General features: G+C 52.1%; 14 protein-coding genes. 9 read left to right on the plus strand and 5 right to left on the minus strand.

From position 1 onward, the window contains the following. Nucleotides 1-814: 814 nt before the first annotated feature. The 4 genes from I2G61_RS09315 to I2G61_RS09330 form a co-directional block, all read right to left on the minus strand. Entirely contained in the window at nt 815-1,207 is a 393-nt protein-coding gene (locus I2G61_RS09315; protein ID WP_072684174.1) for an HIT family protein, read from the minus strand. A gap of 13 nt (nt 1,208-1,220) precedes the next feature. Next, complete coding sequence (locus I2G61_RS09320; protein ID WP_072684175.1) at nt 1,221-2,327, minus strand: DUF362 domain-containing protein; 1,107 nt, start codon at nt 2,325-2,327, stop codon at nt 1,221-1,223. 205 nt (nt 2,328-2,532) lie between these two features. After that, nucleotides 2,533-3,396: a hypothetical protein gene (locus I2G61_RS09325; protein WP_072684176.1), complete on the minus strand. Its 864-nt coding sequence runs from the start codon at nt 3,394-3,396 to the stop codon at nt 2,533-2,535. Further along, complete coding sequence (locus tag I2G61_RS09330) at nt 3,396-4,493, minus strand: peptidylprolyl isomerase (RefSeq protein ID WP_072684177.1); 1,098 nt, start codon at nt 4,491-4,493, stop codon at nt 3,396-3,398. The genes I2G61_RS09325 and I2G61_RS09330 overlap by 1 nt, the downstream gene beginning before the upstream one ends. A gap of 269 nt (nt 4,494-4,762) precedes the next feature. Here I2G61_RS09330 and sufC point away from each other — a divergent pair, with 269 nt between their 5' ends. The 6 genes from sufC to I2G61_RS09360 are packed head-to-tail and all read left to right on the plus strand — an operon-like array spanning nt 4,763 to nt 10,053. Next, on the plus strand, nt 4,763-5,590 hold the full coding sequence (gene sufC / locus I2G61_RS09335; protein WP_039864287.1) for a Fe-S cluster assembly ATPase SufC: 828 nt from the start codon (nt 4,763-4,765) through the stop codon (nt 5,588-5,590). Then, on the plus strand, nt 5,583-6,422 hold the full coding sequence (locus I2G61_RS09340) for a SufD family Fe-S cluster assembly protein (protein WP_072684178.1): 840 nt from the start codon (nt 5,583-5,585) through the stop codon (nt 6,420-6,422). The genes sufC and I2G61_RS09340 overlap by 8 nt, the downstream gene beginning before the upstream one ends. Then, the gene (locus tag I2G61_RS09345) at nt 6,401-7,633 is read left to right on the plus strand and encodes an aminotransferase class V-fold PLP-dependent enzyme (protein WP_195548204.1); all 1,233 of its coding nucleotides are present in this window, start codon (nt 6,401-6,403) and stop codon (nt 7,631-7,633) included. The genes I2G61_RS09340 and I2G61_RS09345 overlap by 22 nt, the downstream gene beginning before the upstream one ends. A gap of 17 nt (nt 7,634-7,650) precedes the next feature. Next, nucleotides 7,651-8,100: a Fe-S cluster assembly sulfur transfer protein SufU gene (gene sufU, locus I2G61_RS09350; RefSeq protein WP_072684180.1), complete on the plus strand. Its 450-nt coding sequence runs from the start codon at nt 7,651-7,653 to the stop codon at nt 8,098-8,100. Then, nucleotides 8,097-9,506: a Fe-S cluster assembly protein SufB gene (sufB, locus tag I2G61_RS09355; protein WP_139248594.1), complete on the plus strand. Its 1,410-nt coding sequence runs from the start codon at nt 8,097-8,099 to the stop codon at nt 9,504-9,506. The genes sufU and sufB overlap by 4 nt, the downstream gene beginning before the upstream one ends. Next, nucleotides 9,499-10,053 carry a 5-formyltetrahydrofolate cyclo-ligase gene (locus I2G61_RS09360; RefSeq protein ID WP_072684182.1) on the plus strand — a complete coding sequence of 185 codons (555 nt, stop codon included), beginning with the start codon at nt 9,499-9,501 and terminating at the stop codon, nt 10,051-10,053. Before sufB ends, I2G61_RS09360 begins: the two co-directional genes overlap by 8 nt. Before the next feature lie 88 nt (nt 10,054-10,141). Here I2G61_RS09360 and I2G61_RS09365 read toward each other — a convergent pair whose 3' ends face one another. After that, a complete protein-coding gene (locus tag I2G61_RS09365; RefSeq protein WP_072684183.1) occupies nt 10,142-10,369 on the minus strand; it encodes a hypothetical protein in 228 nt (75 codons plus the stop codon). A gap of 251 nt (nt 10,370-10,620) precedes the next feature. Here I2G61_RS09365 and I2G61_RS09370 point away from each other — a divergent pair, with 251 nt between their 5' ends. From I2G61_RS09370 to rsmB, 3 genes are all read left to right on the plus strand, one after another. Beyond that, a complete protein-coding gene (locus I2G61_RS09370; protein ID WP_072684184.1) occupies nt 10,621-11,244 on the plus strand; it encodes a recombinase family protein in 624 nt (207 codons plus the stop codon). A 118-nt stretch (nt 11,245-11,362) separates the two neighbouring features. Beyond that, nucleotides 11,363-13,531 (plus strand): primosomal protein N', encoded by a 2,169-nt coding sequence (gene priA, locus I2G61_RS09375; RefSeq protein WP_195548205.1) that lies wholly within the window; start codon nt 11,363-11,365, stop codon nt 13,529-13,531. A gap of 102 nt (nt 13,532-13,633) precedes the next feature. Then, nucleotides 13,634-14,872 carry a 16S rRNA (cytosine(967)-C(5))-methyltransferase RsmB gene (gene rsmB, locus I2G61_RS09380; RefSeq protein ID WP_195548206.1) on the plus strand — a complete coding sequence of 413 codons (1,239 nt, stop codon included), beginning with the start codon at nt 13,634-13,636 and terminating at the stop codon, nt 14,870-14,872. The last annotated feature ends 18 nt before the right edge of the window (nt 14,873-14,890 follow it).

Genomic DNA, 14,890 nt, shown 5'->3' on the forward strand with positions numbered 1-14,890 from the left:
AAATTGAGAACAGATACGATAGAATGAGTAATGGACATAGTGAGATTTCCTTTCTGTAATTTGTGGTGATTTTATTGTAACGGAAATTCTTACCTATGTCTCTTTTTTTTATGCTCAAGAAAAAAAGGCGTTGGTTTCTACCAACACCAAAATTTATAGAACCACTAAAATTAGATGATCTGAAGCACAATAATTATCTACCTTCATGTTCTAGTGAAATTCAGCAATTAGTCAGTCATTCTTCAGAGAATTCACTTACATTTTTAATAGTATCTATACTGTATAATTGTTTGTATATAACAACATTGTTATGTGATAATTCGAATATGGTTTCTAAAATTTCTGGAATGATTAATTTTCAATTATTAACAGTTACATTAGTAGTTCTTAGCTTTTTTACATGCATAGTAATAACAATTTTACCCAAAATTTATATTAATAGAATGGTTTTCTATTGGAAAATGGTTAAATTACAAAGCTTAGAGGAGAATCTTAACATTGCTGAGATTAATAATGATAAAAACAAAATTCAAGAGTGTATAACTTATATTTCAGAACTTAGTAAAGATCAAATAAAATATAATTATTACATTTTAGAAATAATTATAACAATAACTTCATTAATATTAAATGTTCTAAACATTGCTAATTTAATTTATAAATAAGGAAATATCTACGACTTTAAAACTAAATAAAAAAAGCGCCGAGGCGCTAGTTTGAGAAGACTGTATTTATTCGCTATAATATTTAAGTTTCCAAAGCTTCAAACCCTAACTAAGATAGAACAAACTATAGGATAAACGTATAGTTTTGATTATTTGACTAACTCTAAAACTTCATCCAGATCTTGTTTTTTTGATTCTTTGAATTCGCATACGAACGCATCGTCTTCGCTGTAACGGGGAATGATGTGGAAATGCAGATGATTCACAGTCTGGCCTGCGGCCTCGCCGTTGTTGTTCAGGATATTGATCCCCGAAGCTCCTGTTTTTTCCTGAATCCGTTTCGCTAAGTGCTTGACGACCTGAATCAGGTGAGCGGCTGTTTCATCGTCACATTCCAACAAATTGTCGACATGCTTCTTAGGCATAACCAGAGTATGACCTTTTGTAACCTGGGAGATGTCCAGGATCGCTAAGACCAGATCATCTTCGTAGACGACTTTTGATGGAATTTCATGGTTGATGATGCTGCAGAATACACACATGGGAAGCTCCTCCTTAACAATGGATTAATTCGTATTCACGCGTGCCCAGACCAATTTCTTCGCCATGGGCAAGACACGTCTGCCAGTTAGTATCCGGATGCGTGTCGGTGAAGTGATCGTGGTGATCATGCTGATGCTCATCCAAGACGCTGCCCGCAATCACCGGAGCCTGGTTTACCGCATCAACACAAGCCTGATCTAGGGCTACCGGATCAAAGGAGGCAAAGATCCCGATATCCGGAACGATCGGCAAATCATTCTCCGCATGACAATCGCAGCATGGTGAGACGTCCATGACAAAGCTGATATGGAAGTGTGGCCGACCCTGAATAACCGCTAGCGAGTACTCGGCAATCTTCTCGTTGAGGATATCGTTAGCCTCGTCGTTCATCGGTTCAATCGCATCGAAGTTGCACATGCCGATGCAGCGCCCGCAGCCAACGCAGCGGCTGTGATCAATGTGCATCTTGTGATTCTCATCGAAGTTCAAGGCGCTGTGGGCACAGATCTTCTGGCACATGCCGCAGCTGTGGCACCGTTCAGGATTGACCTGCGGCTTTGAGCTGTTATGCATTTCCATCTTTCCGGCACGGGAACCGCAGCCCATCCCGATATTCTTCAACGTCCCGCCGAATCCCGTGGATTCATGCCCTTTAAAATGAGTCATCGTGATGAAGATATCCGCATCCATAATTGCCCGGCCGATCTTGGCTTCTTTGACATGCTTTTGATGAATCGGCACTAAAGTTTCGTCCGTTCCTTTCAAACCATCGGCGATCAGAATGTGGCAGCCGCAGCTGAACGGATTGTAGCCGTTCTGATACGCTGATTCAATATGATCCAGAGCGTTCTTTCGTCCGCCGACATACAAGGTGTTGCAGTCAGTCAGAAACGGCTTACCGCCCAACGACTTGATCAGATCTACGATTCGATGTGCGTAATTCGGCCGCAGGTAAGCCAGGTTTCCCGGTTCGCCAAAATGAATTTTAATCGCGACATATTTATCTTGAAAATCCAGTTTTTCAATTCCCGCCTGTTTCACCAGTCGTTCCAGCTTGTCCAACAGGCTGGTCGTTCCATAGGTCCTCAGGTTCGTTGTATAAACCTTTGCTTTTTCCATATTTATTATCCCTCCATGTCCCTTATTATATAGGAAAGTGGAATGCATTTCCAGCGATCACCTGCGGATTGGAAAAATATTCGCAGACCTTTTTCAAATACATAGATTGATAAACTTTTATCTTTTCGTCACCGATCAAAGTCAGAAAAAAGCCCTGGGAATTTGCGTTTGCAGCTCCTGGGGCTTTCGTGTTTAAGGTCTCTTTTTACTTCGATTTTGCCTGAATCAGATAATCCGCGTAGTTGGATTCCAACTGATCATAGATCGTCTTATCATAGACTGTGAAATTGTATTTTTCAAAATAGAAGATCGATGCTTCCGAAGACAGCGCGCTGATCGAGGCGATCGTATCGACCGCTTCATCCTTGAAGCTTTCCGCATCCGTCGCGATGACCTGAACGATGTAGAAGTTCGCGCCGTTGTCATCAGCGATCACGTCGGTCAGTGTTGGATCTGTGATCACCGACAGCGTCGACAGGACGTTGGTCGCATAGCTGCTCTGCGTCGTTGCGATTGTCTCGGCGGCGGAAACGCTGGAGCCTAAGCTTGTCGCCGTTTCTTCAAAGTTCGCGCCACTCTTGACCTGTTCCAGGGCCTGGTTGGCCGTTGCTTCATCAGTGAACTGCATGATCCGGATTTTCTTCGGGGAATAACGGGAAACCAGATCGCCGAACTTTTCGTTGACGTAAACCTTCGTCAGTTCCTGAGCCTGCAGACTGACTAACAGACTGTTGTTCAGGTATTCTTCCTCATCCGCAAAGCCATAGGACTGCAGGTAGCTGGCAAACGAATCGCCCAGCATCGTCTTGTACGTGTTCAGCGTTTCTTCCGCTTCGCTGCGCATTTCATCCGTTACTGGAACTTCTTTTTCAAAAATAACTTTCTTTGCTTCATTGATCGTGAAATAGCCGGCATCCCGCGCCAACATGAAGTTGTACATGTCGCCTTTGGTCAGCGTCTGATTGCCAACGGAGAAGACGGCTGTCTTCGGATCTTTCAGGGACGCGCGCGCATCGCTGCAGCCCGCTAACAATAAGGCCCCGAGGGCTAAAAGAACAAGCTTCTTCATTATTCGTTTCCTCCCTGTTCGCCGTTGTTTTCACCGTTTTGATCTTCGGCGTTGTTCTGATCTTCGCCCTGACCTTCAGGATTTTCCGTGTTTTCCGTAGTTTCCGGCTGAGTTTCCGGTTCGTCTTTTTCATTTAAGCCCATGTAGATCAACAGTTTGTTCTGCAGTTCGTCGTTGCCCTTGAAGTCCAGGTTCATTTCCTGAGCCTTCTCCCAGACAACCTTCGGCTGCAGGTTCGGGTAGTAGGTCGCCAGGGCGTCGTAGAACTCATCATAGCCTTTCAGCGTCTCCGTGTCGGAAACATCGCACTTGATGATGTGCCAGCCATAGGTCGTCTGAATCCATTCGCTGACCTCGCCCTCGTTCATCGCCAGTGCGGTTTCCAGGAACGGGGAGACTAACTGGCTGTCGGCGTCCATGTAGCCGATCGAACCATTCTGGACGGCAGAGCCGGAATCTTCTGACAACTCCTGCGCCACTTCGCCGAAGTCGCGGCCGCTGGCCAGCGCGTCCTTAACCGCGTTGACACGGTTGGTTTCTTCTTCTGTCGGGTTGGCCGGATCATCCATCTTGATTAAGATATGGCTGACAATCCGCGGCTTCTTCGCTTCAACATACGCCGGGATGTATTCGTCGGCATGCGCGTTGATGTAATCCTTGATCATCTGCTGCGTCTTCTGGATGTGGATGAAGTAGTCTGTCAGATCAGAAAGCTTGCTGTAGCCGACGCCGTTGAGCGCTGTCAGCAGCATTTCCTTGTACTGATCGCCGTAGGTCGACTGATACTGCGCCGTAATCGAATCCGCATACGACTGGGCCTGCGTCTTCATTTCCTCCGTGGTTTCAATGGACGGGTCAACGACCGCTTTCTCCATGAACTGATAGACGCCGGCGACGCCCATTTCGTTAAACAGCGTGTCGTAGAATTCTCCGGCTGTGATATCCTGATCGCCGATCGAGAATACGACGTCCTCGCCGCCGACTGATTTTCCTGGGAGCTTTCCTTTGTTCTGGTCGTATGCAAAATAAATGCTGGCTCCGATTAACAGAACGCCAACAAGGCACACAAACCAGTACTTTTTGAGTGTTTGTAACATGAATGTACCTCCTAATGAACTTTATTATTATAGGGTATTTCAGGGGACTTTGCAATTTGATCGGCAGGCTTTCTATCTGAATTTTGTGTGAACAACCCCATTTTCCCGCTTTTTTCCATCATCGCTGGAAGAAAAAGGCCGAAAGAGTGCTTGGTAAAGCCGTTTGAACAGATAATAATCCGCACATCCTGAAACAGAATATGCTATAATCATTCTGGACATTTTTTGTCTGGATAACAACTCGAATCATGAGCGGAAAGGATGAGAGAATGAGTCAGCTGATGATTAAAAATCTTCATGTTGAGGTCGAAGGCAAGGAGATCCTCAAAGGGATCGATCTGACGGTCGCCGATCATGAAATACATGCTTTAATGGGTCCTAACGGAAACGGAAAATCGACGCTGCTGGCGGCGATTATGGGGCACCCGAAATATACTGTGACAAGCGGAACGATTGAATACGACGGACGCGACGTTTTGGCGATGAGCGTCGACGAGCGCAGCCGCGCTGGTTTGTTTCTGGCGATGCAGTATCCTCAGGAAGTGCCGGGCGTCACGAACTCCGATTTCCTGCGTGCGGCAATGAACGCCCGCCGGGAAAATCCGATTTCCCTGTTCTCTTTTATTAAGGAAATGGAAAAGACGATTAAAGATCTGCAGATGAAGCCGGATTTAGCACATCGTTTCCTCAATGAGGGCTTTTCGGGCGGCGAGAAAAAGCGCAACGAAATCGTGCAGATGAAAATGCTGAAGCCGTCGCTGGCGATGCTGGATGAGATTGACAGCGGATTGGACGTCGACGCTCTGAAAATCGTGGCCGACGCCGTGACGCAGATGCAGCAGGAAACGGGGCTGGGTATGATCGTCGTTTCGCATTACGAACGATTCTATCAGTTATTAAAGCCGACGCACGCACACGTGCTGATCAACGGCCGGATCGTCATGGAAGGCGATGAAACGCTGGTTCAGAAAATTGATCAGGACGGCTACGACTGGCTGTATCAACAGCTGGATCTGCAGCCGGCCAAAGAAGAAGTGAAGCTGACCTTCACCCTGGGCAGCTGCGCCGCCAGCGCAAGGGGCCGCAAGCATGGCTGAAACAGTGCTGACCCTGCATGAAAGTCCGGTCAGCCCCGTCGTTTTACAGGAAACATTGCGCGAGCTTGTCATCGACGCTTCCGCGCCGCTGACGCTGACTTTGACCGCGCCTGCGCAAACGGCCTGCTCCCTGGTCGTCCGGATCCGTCAAGCCGAAGCTCTGACGATTCAGGTGCGGGCGGAAGCGGCCAGCCAGCTCACGCTCTTGTATTGGAATGAGAGCAGCGCGCCGATCACGATTCGCGAAAGCAACGAAATTTACCGTGACGCCCGCTTCAAAGCGGCGTATGTGCAGCTGAATCCGGGCACGGTCGATCATCAGTCCAAGACCCTGCTGAAGGAAAGCGGGGCCGAGGCTTTGGTTCAGTCGGCGGTGATCGCACAGACTCAGAAGCAGTTTGTCGTCGATCTCATTCACCAGGCCGGACAGACGACGGGAATCATGGAGAATTACAGCATTGTCCTGCAGGGCGGACGCTACCGCATGGAAGCGACCGGCAAGATCGAAAAGGGCGCCCGCGGTGCCAAGAGTCATCAGACCAGCCGCGCACTGACCTTTGACGCCCAGCAGACCGCGACGATTCTGCCGAAGTTATTGATCGATGAAAACGATGTGGAAGCCAGCCATGCGACGACGATCGGACAAATGGATGAAAACCAGATGTATTATTTACAGAGCCGCGGCTTGAGCGAAGACGAAGCGATCCGCCTGGTCACGATCGGCTATCTGCTGCCGATCGCCCGGATCAGCGACGATCCAAAACTTCAGGAAGCCCTGGCTCAGGAAATTGAAACGAAGGTGAATGAAGTATGTTTGACGTCCTCAAAATAAGACAGGATTTTCCAATGTTTCACAACCGCACGATGCAGTCGCATCCGCTAGTTTATCTGGACAACGCCGCGACGACGTTCAAGCCGCAGTGTGTGATCGACGCCGTCGTGCGGTATTACACCGAGCAGACGACCAACGTTCACCGCGGTGATTATGAAATTTCCTATCAGGTATCGGAAGCCTATGAGAAAACCCGCGAAGACGTGGCGCGGTTTATCCATGCCGAGCCGAAGGAAATCGTCTTTACGGCCGGGGCCAGCGCGTCGCTGAATCTGGTGGCGTATGGCTACGGGCGGAAGTATTTAAAGCCGGGCGACGTGATTCTGTCGACGGAGGCGGAACACGCGTCCAACATCCTGCCGTGGTTTAAAGTCGTGGAGGAAACCGGTGCGAAGCTTGAATACATTCCCCTGACGGAGGATGGCCGGCTGACGCTGGAGAACTTCCGCAAGGCGATGCATGAGCAGGTGAAGATCGTCGCTGTCGCGGATATCACCAATGTGCTGGGCTATGTCGCGCCGATCGAGGAAATGACGCGGATTGCCCATGAACACGGAGCGATCGTCGTCTGCGACGGGGCGCAGTCCGTGCCGCACACGCCGACGGATGTGAAAGCCTGGGACGTGGATTTCCTGGCGTTTAGCGCGCATAAGATGTGCGGCCCGACCGGCATCGGCGTGCTGTATGGCAAATTTGAGCTGCTGCAGAAAACCGATCCGTTCATGCTCGGGGGCGGCAGCAACGCCCGCTTTGACATGTGCGGCAACATCCTGTTAAAGGACGCGCCGTATAAATTTGAAGCCGGGACGCCGAATATCGAAGGGGTGCTCGGCCTGCAGCAGGCTGTGCGCTATCTCGAAAACATCGGCATGGACAAGATTGAAGCCTACGAGCATGAGCTCAAGGCCTACGCGATTGAAAAACTGAAAAAACTGGATAACCTGATCCTGTATAATCCAACCTCACCGACCGGCATCATCGCCTTCAATGTGAAGGATGTGTTCGCTCAGGATGCGGCCGGATATCTGAATTCCAAGGGGATCGCTGTGCGCTCCGGCAATCATTGCGCTAAAATTCTGCTCAATGTGCTGAAGACCTCGGAAACGATCCGTGCCAGTTTGTATTTCTATAACACGAAGGAGGACGTCGACCGGTTTGTCCAGGCGTGCAGTGAAATTACGCTGGAAAACTGCGTCGGACTGTTCTTCTGATTGAAAGGAGGAAGTTTATGTCCAGTTTGCTGGAGGATCCGATGGTCTTGCGCGAGATCATCATGGATCACTATCAATATCCGCACAATCATAAGCTGACGGACGACGCGGGCTACCATCAGGTGCATATGGCTTCGGAATCCTGCATCGACGATATTACGGTTCAATCCAAAATCAACCCTGCGGGCAGCATCGAAGACGTGCGCTTCGACGGGGTCGCCTGCACGATCTCAACGTCGTCGACCTCGATCATGACGGAGCTGTTGAAAGACAAAAGCGTTGCCGAAGCCAAGGCGATCATCGACGAGTATTTCGCGATGATCGAGGAACAGCCATATGATCCGGAACGGCTGCAGGAGGCGGTTGCCTTCAAGAATGTCAGCAAGCAGGCCAACCGGATTAAATGCGCGACGATCGGTTGGAAAGCGATGAAGGAAATGATCGAAGAATGGGAGAAAAATCAATGAGCCGCGAACAAGAAACAGTCCTGAAGACGCAGGACGATTACCAATACGGCTTTCACGACGAGGACGTCAGCGTCTTCAAAACAAAAAAGGGCCTGACCCGGGAAACGGTGATCGAGATCTCAACGATCAAGAAGGAACCGCAGTGGATGCTGGATTTCCGTCTGAAAGCCTATGACGCGTTCGTCAAGATGCCGATCCAGGATTGGGGTCCTGACTTAAGCACGTTGAATTTTGACGATTACACCTACTATATCCGTCCGAGCAACAAGAAGGAAACGGATTGGGAAGAGGTACCGGAGACGATCAAGGACACCTTTGACCGGCTGGGCATCCCGGAGGCGGAACAGAAGTTCTTAGCCGGCGTCAACACCCAGTATGAATCGGAAACGGTTTATCACAACATGCTGAAGGAAGTCGAGGAGAAGGGCGTCATTTTCCTGGATACCGACTCCGCTCTGCAGCAGGTTCCGGAACTGGTGAAGGAATACTTCGCGACGGTTGTACCGTATACCGACAACAAGTTCGCTGCGCTCAACAGCGCCGTGTGGTCGGGTGGTTCGTTCATCTATGTCCCGAAAGGGGTAAAGCTGGAAAAACCGCTGCAGTCCTATTTCCGCATCAATTCGGAACAGATGGGTCAGTTTGAACGGACGCTGATCATCGTCGATGAGGGCGCCGACGTGCATTACGTCGAAGGCTGTACGGCGCCGACGTATTCCAAGGAATCGCTGCATGCCGCGGTGGTCGAGATCATCATCAAGGAAGGCGGCAAGTGCCGGTATTCGACTGTTCAAAACTGGTCGGACAACATCATCAACCTCGTCACCAAGCGCGCCAAGGTCGATGCGCACGGGGCGATGGAGTGGATCGACGGCAACATCGGGTCGCAGACGAATATGAAATATCCGGCCTGTCTGTTAGTCGGCGAATATGCCCGCGGCATGTGCATTTCGATCGCCGTGGCATCCCGTCATCAGGTCCAGGACGCCGGAGCCAAGATGATTCATCTGGCGCCGCATACTTCCAGTACGATTATCTCCAAGTCGGTTTCCCGGCTGGGCGGCGAGGTCAATTACCGCGGTCTGGTCCAGCATGGGCCGAAAGCGGAATACGCCCGTTCGAAGGTGGAATGCGATACGCTGATCCTGGACGAGCAGTCCCGCAGCGACACGATTCCGACAAACGTGTCGTCTTCGCGGACTTCGACGATCGAGCATGAAGCGACAGTCTCGAAGATTTCCGAGGAACAGCTGTTTTATCTGATGTCGCGCGGACTGACGAAATCGCAGGCGACAGAAATGATCATCATGGGCTTTCTGGAACCGTTTACCCGCGAGCTGCCGATGGAATACGCGGTCGAGCTGAACCAGCTGCTGAAGCTGGATATGGAGGGCAGCGTTGGATAAAAAAGCACTGCGGAAGCTGGCGCAGATGAAGCGGCACGAGCTGCCGCCGCTGCTCAAAGCGCAGTTTGATGAAAATATCCGGTCGCAGCTCATGAAGGTGCAGGAACCGTATCAGAAGATCGGAATGTATATTTCGATCAATGATGAAGCGGATACCCGCCGGATCCTGCAGCATCTGCTCGATCAGGGCAAACAGATCGCCGTTCCCAAGTGCGTCGTGCGCGAAGGGCGGAACACGCTGGATTTCTATTGGATCGAAGGGTTGGAGGATTGCATTCCTTCCCGCTTCGAGCTGTTGGAACCGGTGGCGCAGCCGTCCCGCAAAGCGGCGTTGTCCGAGCTGGAGCTGATGATCGTCCCGGTCGTCGGATTCGATTGGCGCAAGAACCGGATCGGTTACGGCAAAGGGTATTATGACTCGGTGCTAGATACCTTTCCCGGCTTGAAGGTCGGACTGGCCTACACAATGCAGCGCGTGGCTGATTTTGAGCCGGAGGCTTTCGATGTTCCGCTGGATATGATCATCACGGAGCAGGGCTCCTTGTAAACAAAGATCTCTTAAAATGAGAAACAACGATGAAAACCGGGGTGAACGCTCCGGTTTTTGATTTGATAAAAAAAGAAGCTTTCGCTTCTCATTTCTGATCTAATTGTTCCAGGCATGTCTGCCGGGCCTGCTTGGCGGTAGTGAACGCAACATCCTTTTCAAATAAATACGTTATAAAATGATTCCAGTCCGTAACCGGGAAAGAATCCGGGTCAATCTGCGTCAGGACCTCGGCAATAACGGAGTAATTATCCTGCGCCTTTAAATCAGAAATGAATAAACCGCACTGGTCTGCGATCTGATCAATTAGTGCCATAATCCTTCTCACTCCTTTATCGTTTCAGTAAAGTGTACTTTAATAAAACACCCAGCAAATCACTCTATTCTTTATTTTAATAGGTAGAACGTTTCCTGTCAAAACCTATTTTGGTAATTTTTACAGCTTGTTTCCAATGTGTCAGAAAGGTACACCTTTTTAAAACAAAGCGGTTGATCAAAGGGAGAAAAAGTTTACCATCTCCCTTTTTTCTGTGTCTATGATGTAATGAATGCATGGAGGAGGAAGTTATGTCACAGACCGTTTACGGATATATCCGCGTTTCATCAAAGGATCAGAATATCGAGCGTCAGAGGAAGGAGCTGATCGCCTATGGCGTCGCGCCACGGCGGATATATATGGATAAGCTCAGCGGAAAGGATTTTAACCGTCCCGGTTATCAGAAGCTGACGCGCCGCAAGGTCAAGCCGGGCGATCTGATCGTCGTTCAAAGCCTGGACCGGTTAGGCCGCAATTATGAAGAAATTCTGGAGGAATGGAAATGGATTACGCGTACCCGTAAAGTCCATATCAAAATTCTGGATATGCCGATTCTGGACACCAGCGTCGATCAGGATCTGGTCGGCACGCTCATCTGCAATCTTGTGCTGGAGCTGCTTTCGTTTGTCGCGGAGAACGAGCGCAAGATGATTCGCCAGCGCCAGGCCGAGGGCATCCGGATCGCCAAGGAAAAGGGCGTGCATCTGGGCCGTCCGCAGCTGGCGGTGCCGCCGGAGTTCATGCCGCTGTATCAACAATGGCGGCAGAAAAGCCGGCCATCCAAGGAGCTGATTGCCCAAAGCGGAATGTCGTATCAGAAATTCTACCGCACCTGCCGGAAACTTCGCCAGCGGGAAACGAATGCCAGCCGTTAAACCGGCGCGCTGGATTCTTTTTATTGTCCGCCAAACTCTGCCGGCTTTTTCCGAACTTCCGTTTTCGCGGCGCTTAAATTATGATATGATAAAGGACAGAATTCGGAGGTGAGAGCGCATGCGGATCGCGAAAGTTTGGATTGAACATCCGGTTTTACAGCTCGATCAGGTGTTTTCTTATGACGCGCTGCAGCTGCCGGCAGAAAAGGGCAAGCGGGTGACTGTTGATTTCAACGGCCGTCAGAACGTCGGGTTTGTCGATGCGGTGACGGAGGTGGACGACGGTCAGCCGGAGACTCAGGTCAACGGGCGTCCTTTGAAACCGCTTTTGTCCGTGCTCGATGAGAACGCGCTGATCACGCCGGAATTGTTTGAGCTGGCTAAATGGATGGCGGAGGATACGCTTTCCCCGGTGATTTCCTGTTTTCAGGCGATGCTGCCGAGCAAGCTCAAGCCGAAAAGCTCGAATCAGAAAATTAAAATGGAACAGATTGCCGTGTACGTGGGTGAGCATCCGCTCTTAACGCCCCGGCAGAAGGAAGTGCTGGGCTGGCTGCGGACGGAAGGCCCGACAGTTTTGGCGCAATGGCGCAAACAGTCGCCGGCGATCACCCGCACGCTGGAAAAGCTGGGCTGCGTCCGGCTGGACAGCCGGACGGTAAAAGCGCGGGAAGAACAGGCCGGTCAGGCGGAAGCCTTTCTGCCGCTGAACGCGGATCAGAAGCGGGTCGTGCAGGAAATTCAAACGAGCATTCAAGACGTGATCCTGCTTCATGGGGTGACTGGCAGCGGAAAGACGGAGGTCTATCTGCATCTGGCTCGTCAGGTGCTCGACGCGGGCAAACAGGTGTTAATTCTAGTGCCGGAAATCTCGCTGACCCCGCAGATGGTAGCGCGCGTCAAAGGCCGTTTCCAGAACGATGTGGCGATTTATCACTCCGCGCTGAACAATCAACAGAAATACGAACAATACTGCCGGGTATTTGAAAAGCAGGCTTCGATTGTCGTCGGTACCCGCTCGGCGGTGTTTATGCCATTTGACCATCTCGGCCTGATCATTTTGGACGAGGAGCACGATTCCAGCTATAAGCAGGATTCCCTGCCGCAGTACCATTGCCGCGATATCGCCATTCACCGCGCACGTCATTTCGGATGCAAGGTGATCCTGGGCAGCGCGACGCCGTCGCTGGAATCCTACGCCCGGGCGCTAAAAGGGGTGTACGGTCTGGCTGAGCTGAAAGAACGGGTCAACCGTCAGCTGCCAGTCTGCACAGTGGTCAATATGAAGAACCAGAACCGCGCGCAGTCGGGAATCCTGAGCGACGTGCTGCGCCAGAAAATTGCGGACCGGATCAAGCGTGGCGAGCAGGCGATCCTGTTATTGAACCGGCGTGGATACAGTCCGCTGATCAAATGCGGCCAGTGCGGCGAAACCCTGCAGTGCCCGCATTGCGACGTGGCCCTTTCCTATCATAAATCAATTCAGAAGATGAAGTGTCATCTGTGCGGCTCGGAGTTCCCGCTGGTTACGGTCTGTCCGAAATGCGGATCGCGGACGTTTGCGGCGCCGGGCTACGGCACGCAGAAGCTGGAGGAAGAAGTCACGCGGCTGTTTCCGCAGGCCCGTGTGCTGCGCATGGACGCCGATACGACATCGCGCAAGGAAGCGCATCAGAAGCTGCTTGAACAATTCGGCCGGCATGAAGCGGATATCCTGGTCGGCACGCAGATGATCGCCAAGGGTCTGGACTTTCCGCAGGTCACGCTGGTCGGTATCCTTAACGCCGACGCCGGTACGGCCCGGCCGGACTTTCGCAGCGTGGAGATGACGTTCGATTTGATCATGCAGGCGGCCGGGCGCAGCGGCCGTTCCCAGACGCCCGGGGAGGTTGTCATCCAGGCGTTTGACCCGAACCATTTCGCGGTTGTCGCCGGCAGCCGGCAGGATTATCAAAGCTTTTTCTATCAGGAGATGCAGTACCGGCATTTAGGCGGCTATCCGCCGTATACCTACCTGATCGCGCTGACCTTTTCCGACATCCGGCCGGACCGTCCGAAGCAATCGGCGCAGGTCGTGGCGCAGGCGCTGCGGCAATCCAGTCTGTTTAAGGTGCTGGGGCCGAGCGATCTGTTTAAGCTGCAGGATCGCTACCGCAGCCGTCTGGTGCTGAAAGGCAAGGATCTGGATCAGATGAAGACCGCGCTGGCGCAGGTTCTCCAGGAATACCGCAGGCAGCGCTCTCAGGCCCATTTAAGCATCGACGTCAATCCGCTGATTCTCGAGTAGCGGATTTCATTCATTCCGTTTCCTCTTTAGAGAACCGCCCGCTCTGTCTCAGCCGGCGGTTTCGCAGGAAGATCAAGCATAAACAAGCAAAGGAGCAGGCTGATGAACACAACAAGAAAAAGAGCGTGGCAGGGGCTGAACGCGATCCTCAACGAAGGCCAGTATGCCAATCTGTGGCTGCGCCAGCACGGCCAGACGCTCAGTGAGGAAGAAAAACGCTGGGTGACCGCCGTGATCTACGGCGTGCTGCGCCATCGTGAACCGCTGCGCTGGCAATGGCGGGATTTAGTGCGCAACGTGCCCGAACCCAGCGTCGCGGTCTTGCTCGACATGAGCGTGTACCAGCTTTTTTATCTCGATAAAGGCGCTGAGTACGCCATCGTCAACGACGCGGTCGAGCTGTGTCCGCGAAGCAAAAAAGGTCTGGTCAACGCCGTTTTGCGCCAGCTGCTGCGGCGCGGACCCAAACCGCTGCCTAAGCCGGAATCCATCGCGGATTTGGCGTTAGTGACCAGTCATCCGCAGTGGCTGCTGCAGCTGTGGAAGGCCCACTATGGCGAAGAAAAAATGCGCCGGATCGCGCTGGCAGACTTGGAAGAAGCGGCGGTCAGCGTGCGGATCAATCCGCTGAAATTAAGCCGGGAAGCGCTGGCGCAGCGGCCGGACTGGGCGCTGGAGCCCAACGGCTGGACGATCCGCACCGCGGGCAATCCGGTCAGCGATCCCTGGCTGAAGGAAGGAAAAATCGTCATTCAGGACCGTTCCAGCCAACAAGTCGCGCTGATGCTCGATCCCAAACCGCACGACACGGTTTTTGACGCCTGCAGCGCGCCGGGCACCAAGACGACGCAGCTGGCGGCGATGATGAACAACGAAGGCACAATTCTGGCCTGCGATCTGCATGCCCATCGGCTGGCGTTAGTCGAGGAAGCGGCGCAGCGCTGCGGTGCGACGATCATTCAGACCCGGACGCTCGATGCCGCGCAGGCGGACCAGCAGCTGACCGGGCGGCAGTTTGACCGCGTGCTGCTGGACGTGCCGTGCAGCGGATTGGGCGTATTGCGGCATAAGCCGGAAATTCTGCTGCGGCTGACGCCCGCCTCGCTGGACGAGATCGTCGCACTGCAGGCTGCGATCCTGGCTCATTGCGCGCCGCTGTGCAAACCGGGCGGGACGCTGGTTTACAGCACCTGTACGCTCAACCGCAAGGAAAACGACAAGCAGGTCGCCGCGTTTTTGCTTCAGCATCCGGAATTTAAGCTGCTGGCGGAACAAACGATCTTCCCGGATGAAGGCGCGCAGGATGGCTTTTATATCGCGAAAATGACCCGCCGCGGTTAAAAATATGATAGAATAAAG

Origin of the sequence: Holdemania sp. 1001095H_141210_F2 (assembly GCF_015558105.1) — a bacterium.
In the GTDB taxonomy this organism is placed as follows: Bacteria; Bacillota_I; Bacilli_A; order Erysipelotrichales; family Erysipelotrichaceae; genus Holdemania.

Coding starts and splice junctions, on each gene's coding strand:
- I2G61_RS09365 (WP_072684183.1), bottom strand. CDS start 10,369: ATGGCACTAATTGATCAGATCGCAGACCAGTGCGGTTTATTCATTTCT.
- sufC (WP_039864287.1), top strand. CDS start 4,763: ATGAGTCAGCTGATGATTAAAAATCTTCATGTTGAGGTCGAAGGCAAG.
- priA (WP_195548205.1), top strand. CDS start 11,363: ATGCGGATCGCGAAAGTTTGGATTGAACATCCGGTTTTACAGCTCGAT.
- sufU (WP_072684180.1), top strand. CDS start 7,651: ATGTCCAGTTTGCTGGAGGATCCGATGGTCTTGCGCGAGATCATCATG.
- I2G61_RS09320 (WP_072684175.1), bottom strand. CDS start 2,327: ATGGAAAAAGCAAAGGTTTATACAACGAACCTGAGGACCTATGGAACG.
- I2G61_RS09325 (WP_072684176.1), bottom strand. CDS start 3,396: ATGAAGAAGCTTGTTCTTTTAGCCCTCGGGGCCTTATTGTTAGCGGGC.
- I2G61_RS09330 (WP_072684177.1), bottom strand. CDS start 4,493: ATGTTACAAACACTCAAAAAGTACTGGTTTGTGTGCCTTGTTGGCGTT.
- sufB (WP_139248594.1), top strand. CDS start 8,097: ATGAGCCGCGAACAAGAAACAGTCCTGAAGACGCAGGACGATTACCAA.
- I2G61_RS09340 (WP_072684178.1), top strand. CDS start 5,583: ATGGCTGAAACAGTGCTGACCCTGCATGAAAGTCCGGTCAGCCCCGTC.
- I2G61_RS09345 (WP_195548204.1), top strand. CDS start 6,401: ATGTTTGACGTCCTCAAAATAAGACAGGATTTTCCAATGTTTCACAAC.
- rsmB (WP_195548206.1), top strand. CDS start 13,634: ATGAACACAACAAGAAAAAGAGCGTGGCAGGGGCTGAACGCGATCCTC.
- I2G61_RS09370 (WP_072684184.1), top strand. CDS start 10,621: ATGTCACAGACCGTTTACGGATATATCCGCGTTTCATCAAAGGATCAG.
- I2G61_RS09315 (WP_072684174.1), bottom strand. CDS start 1,207: ATGTGTGTATTCTGCAGCATCATCAACCATGAAATTCCATCAAAAGTC.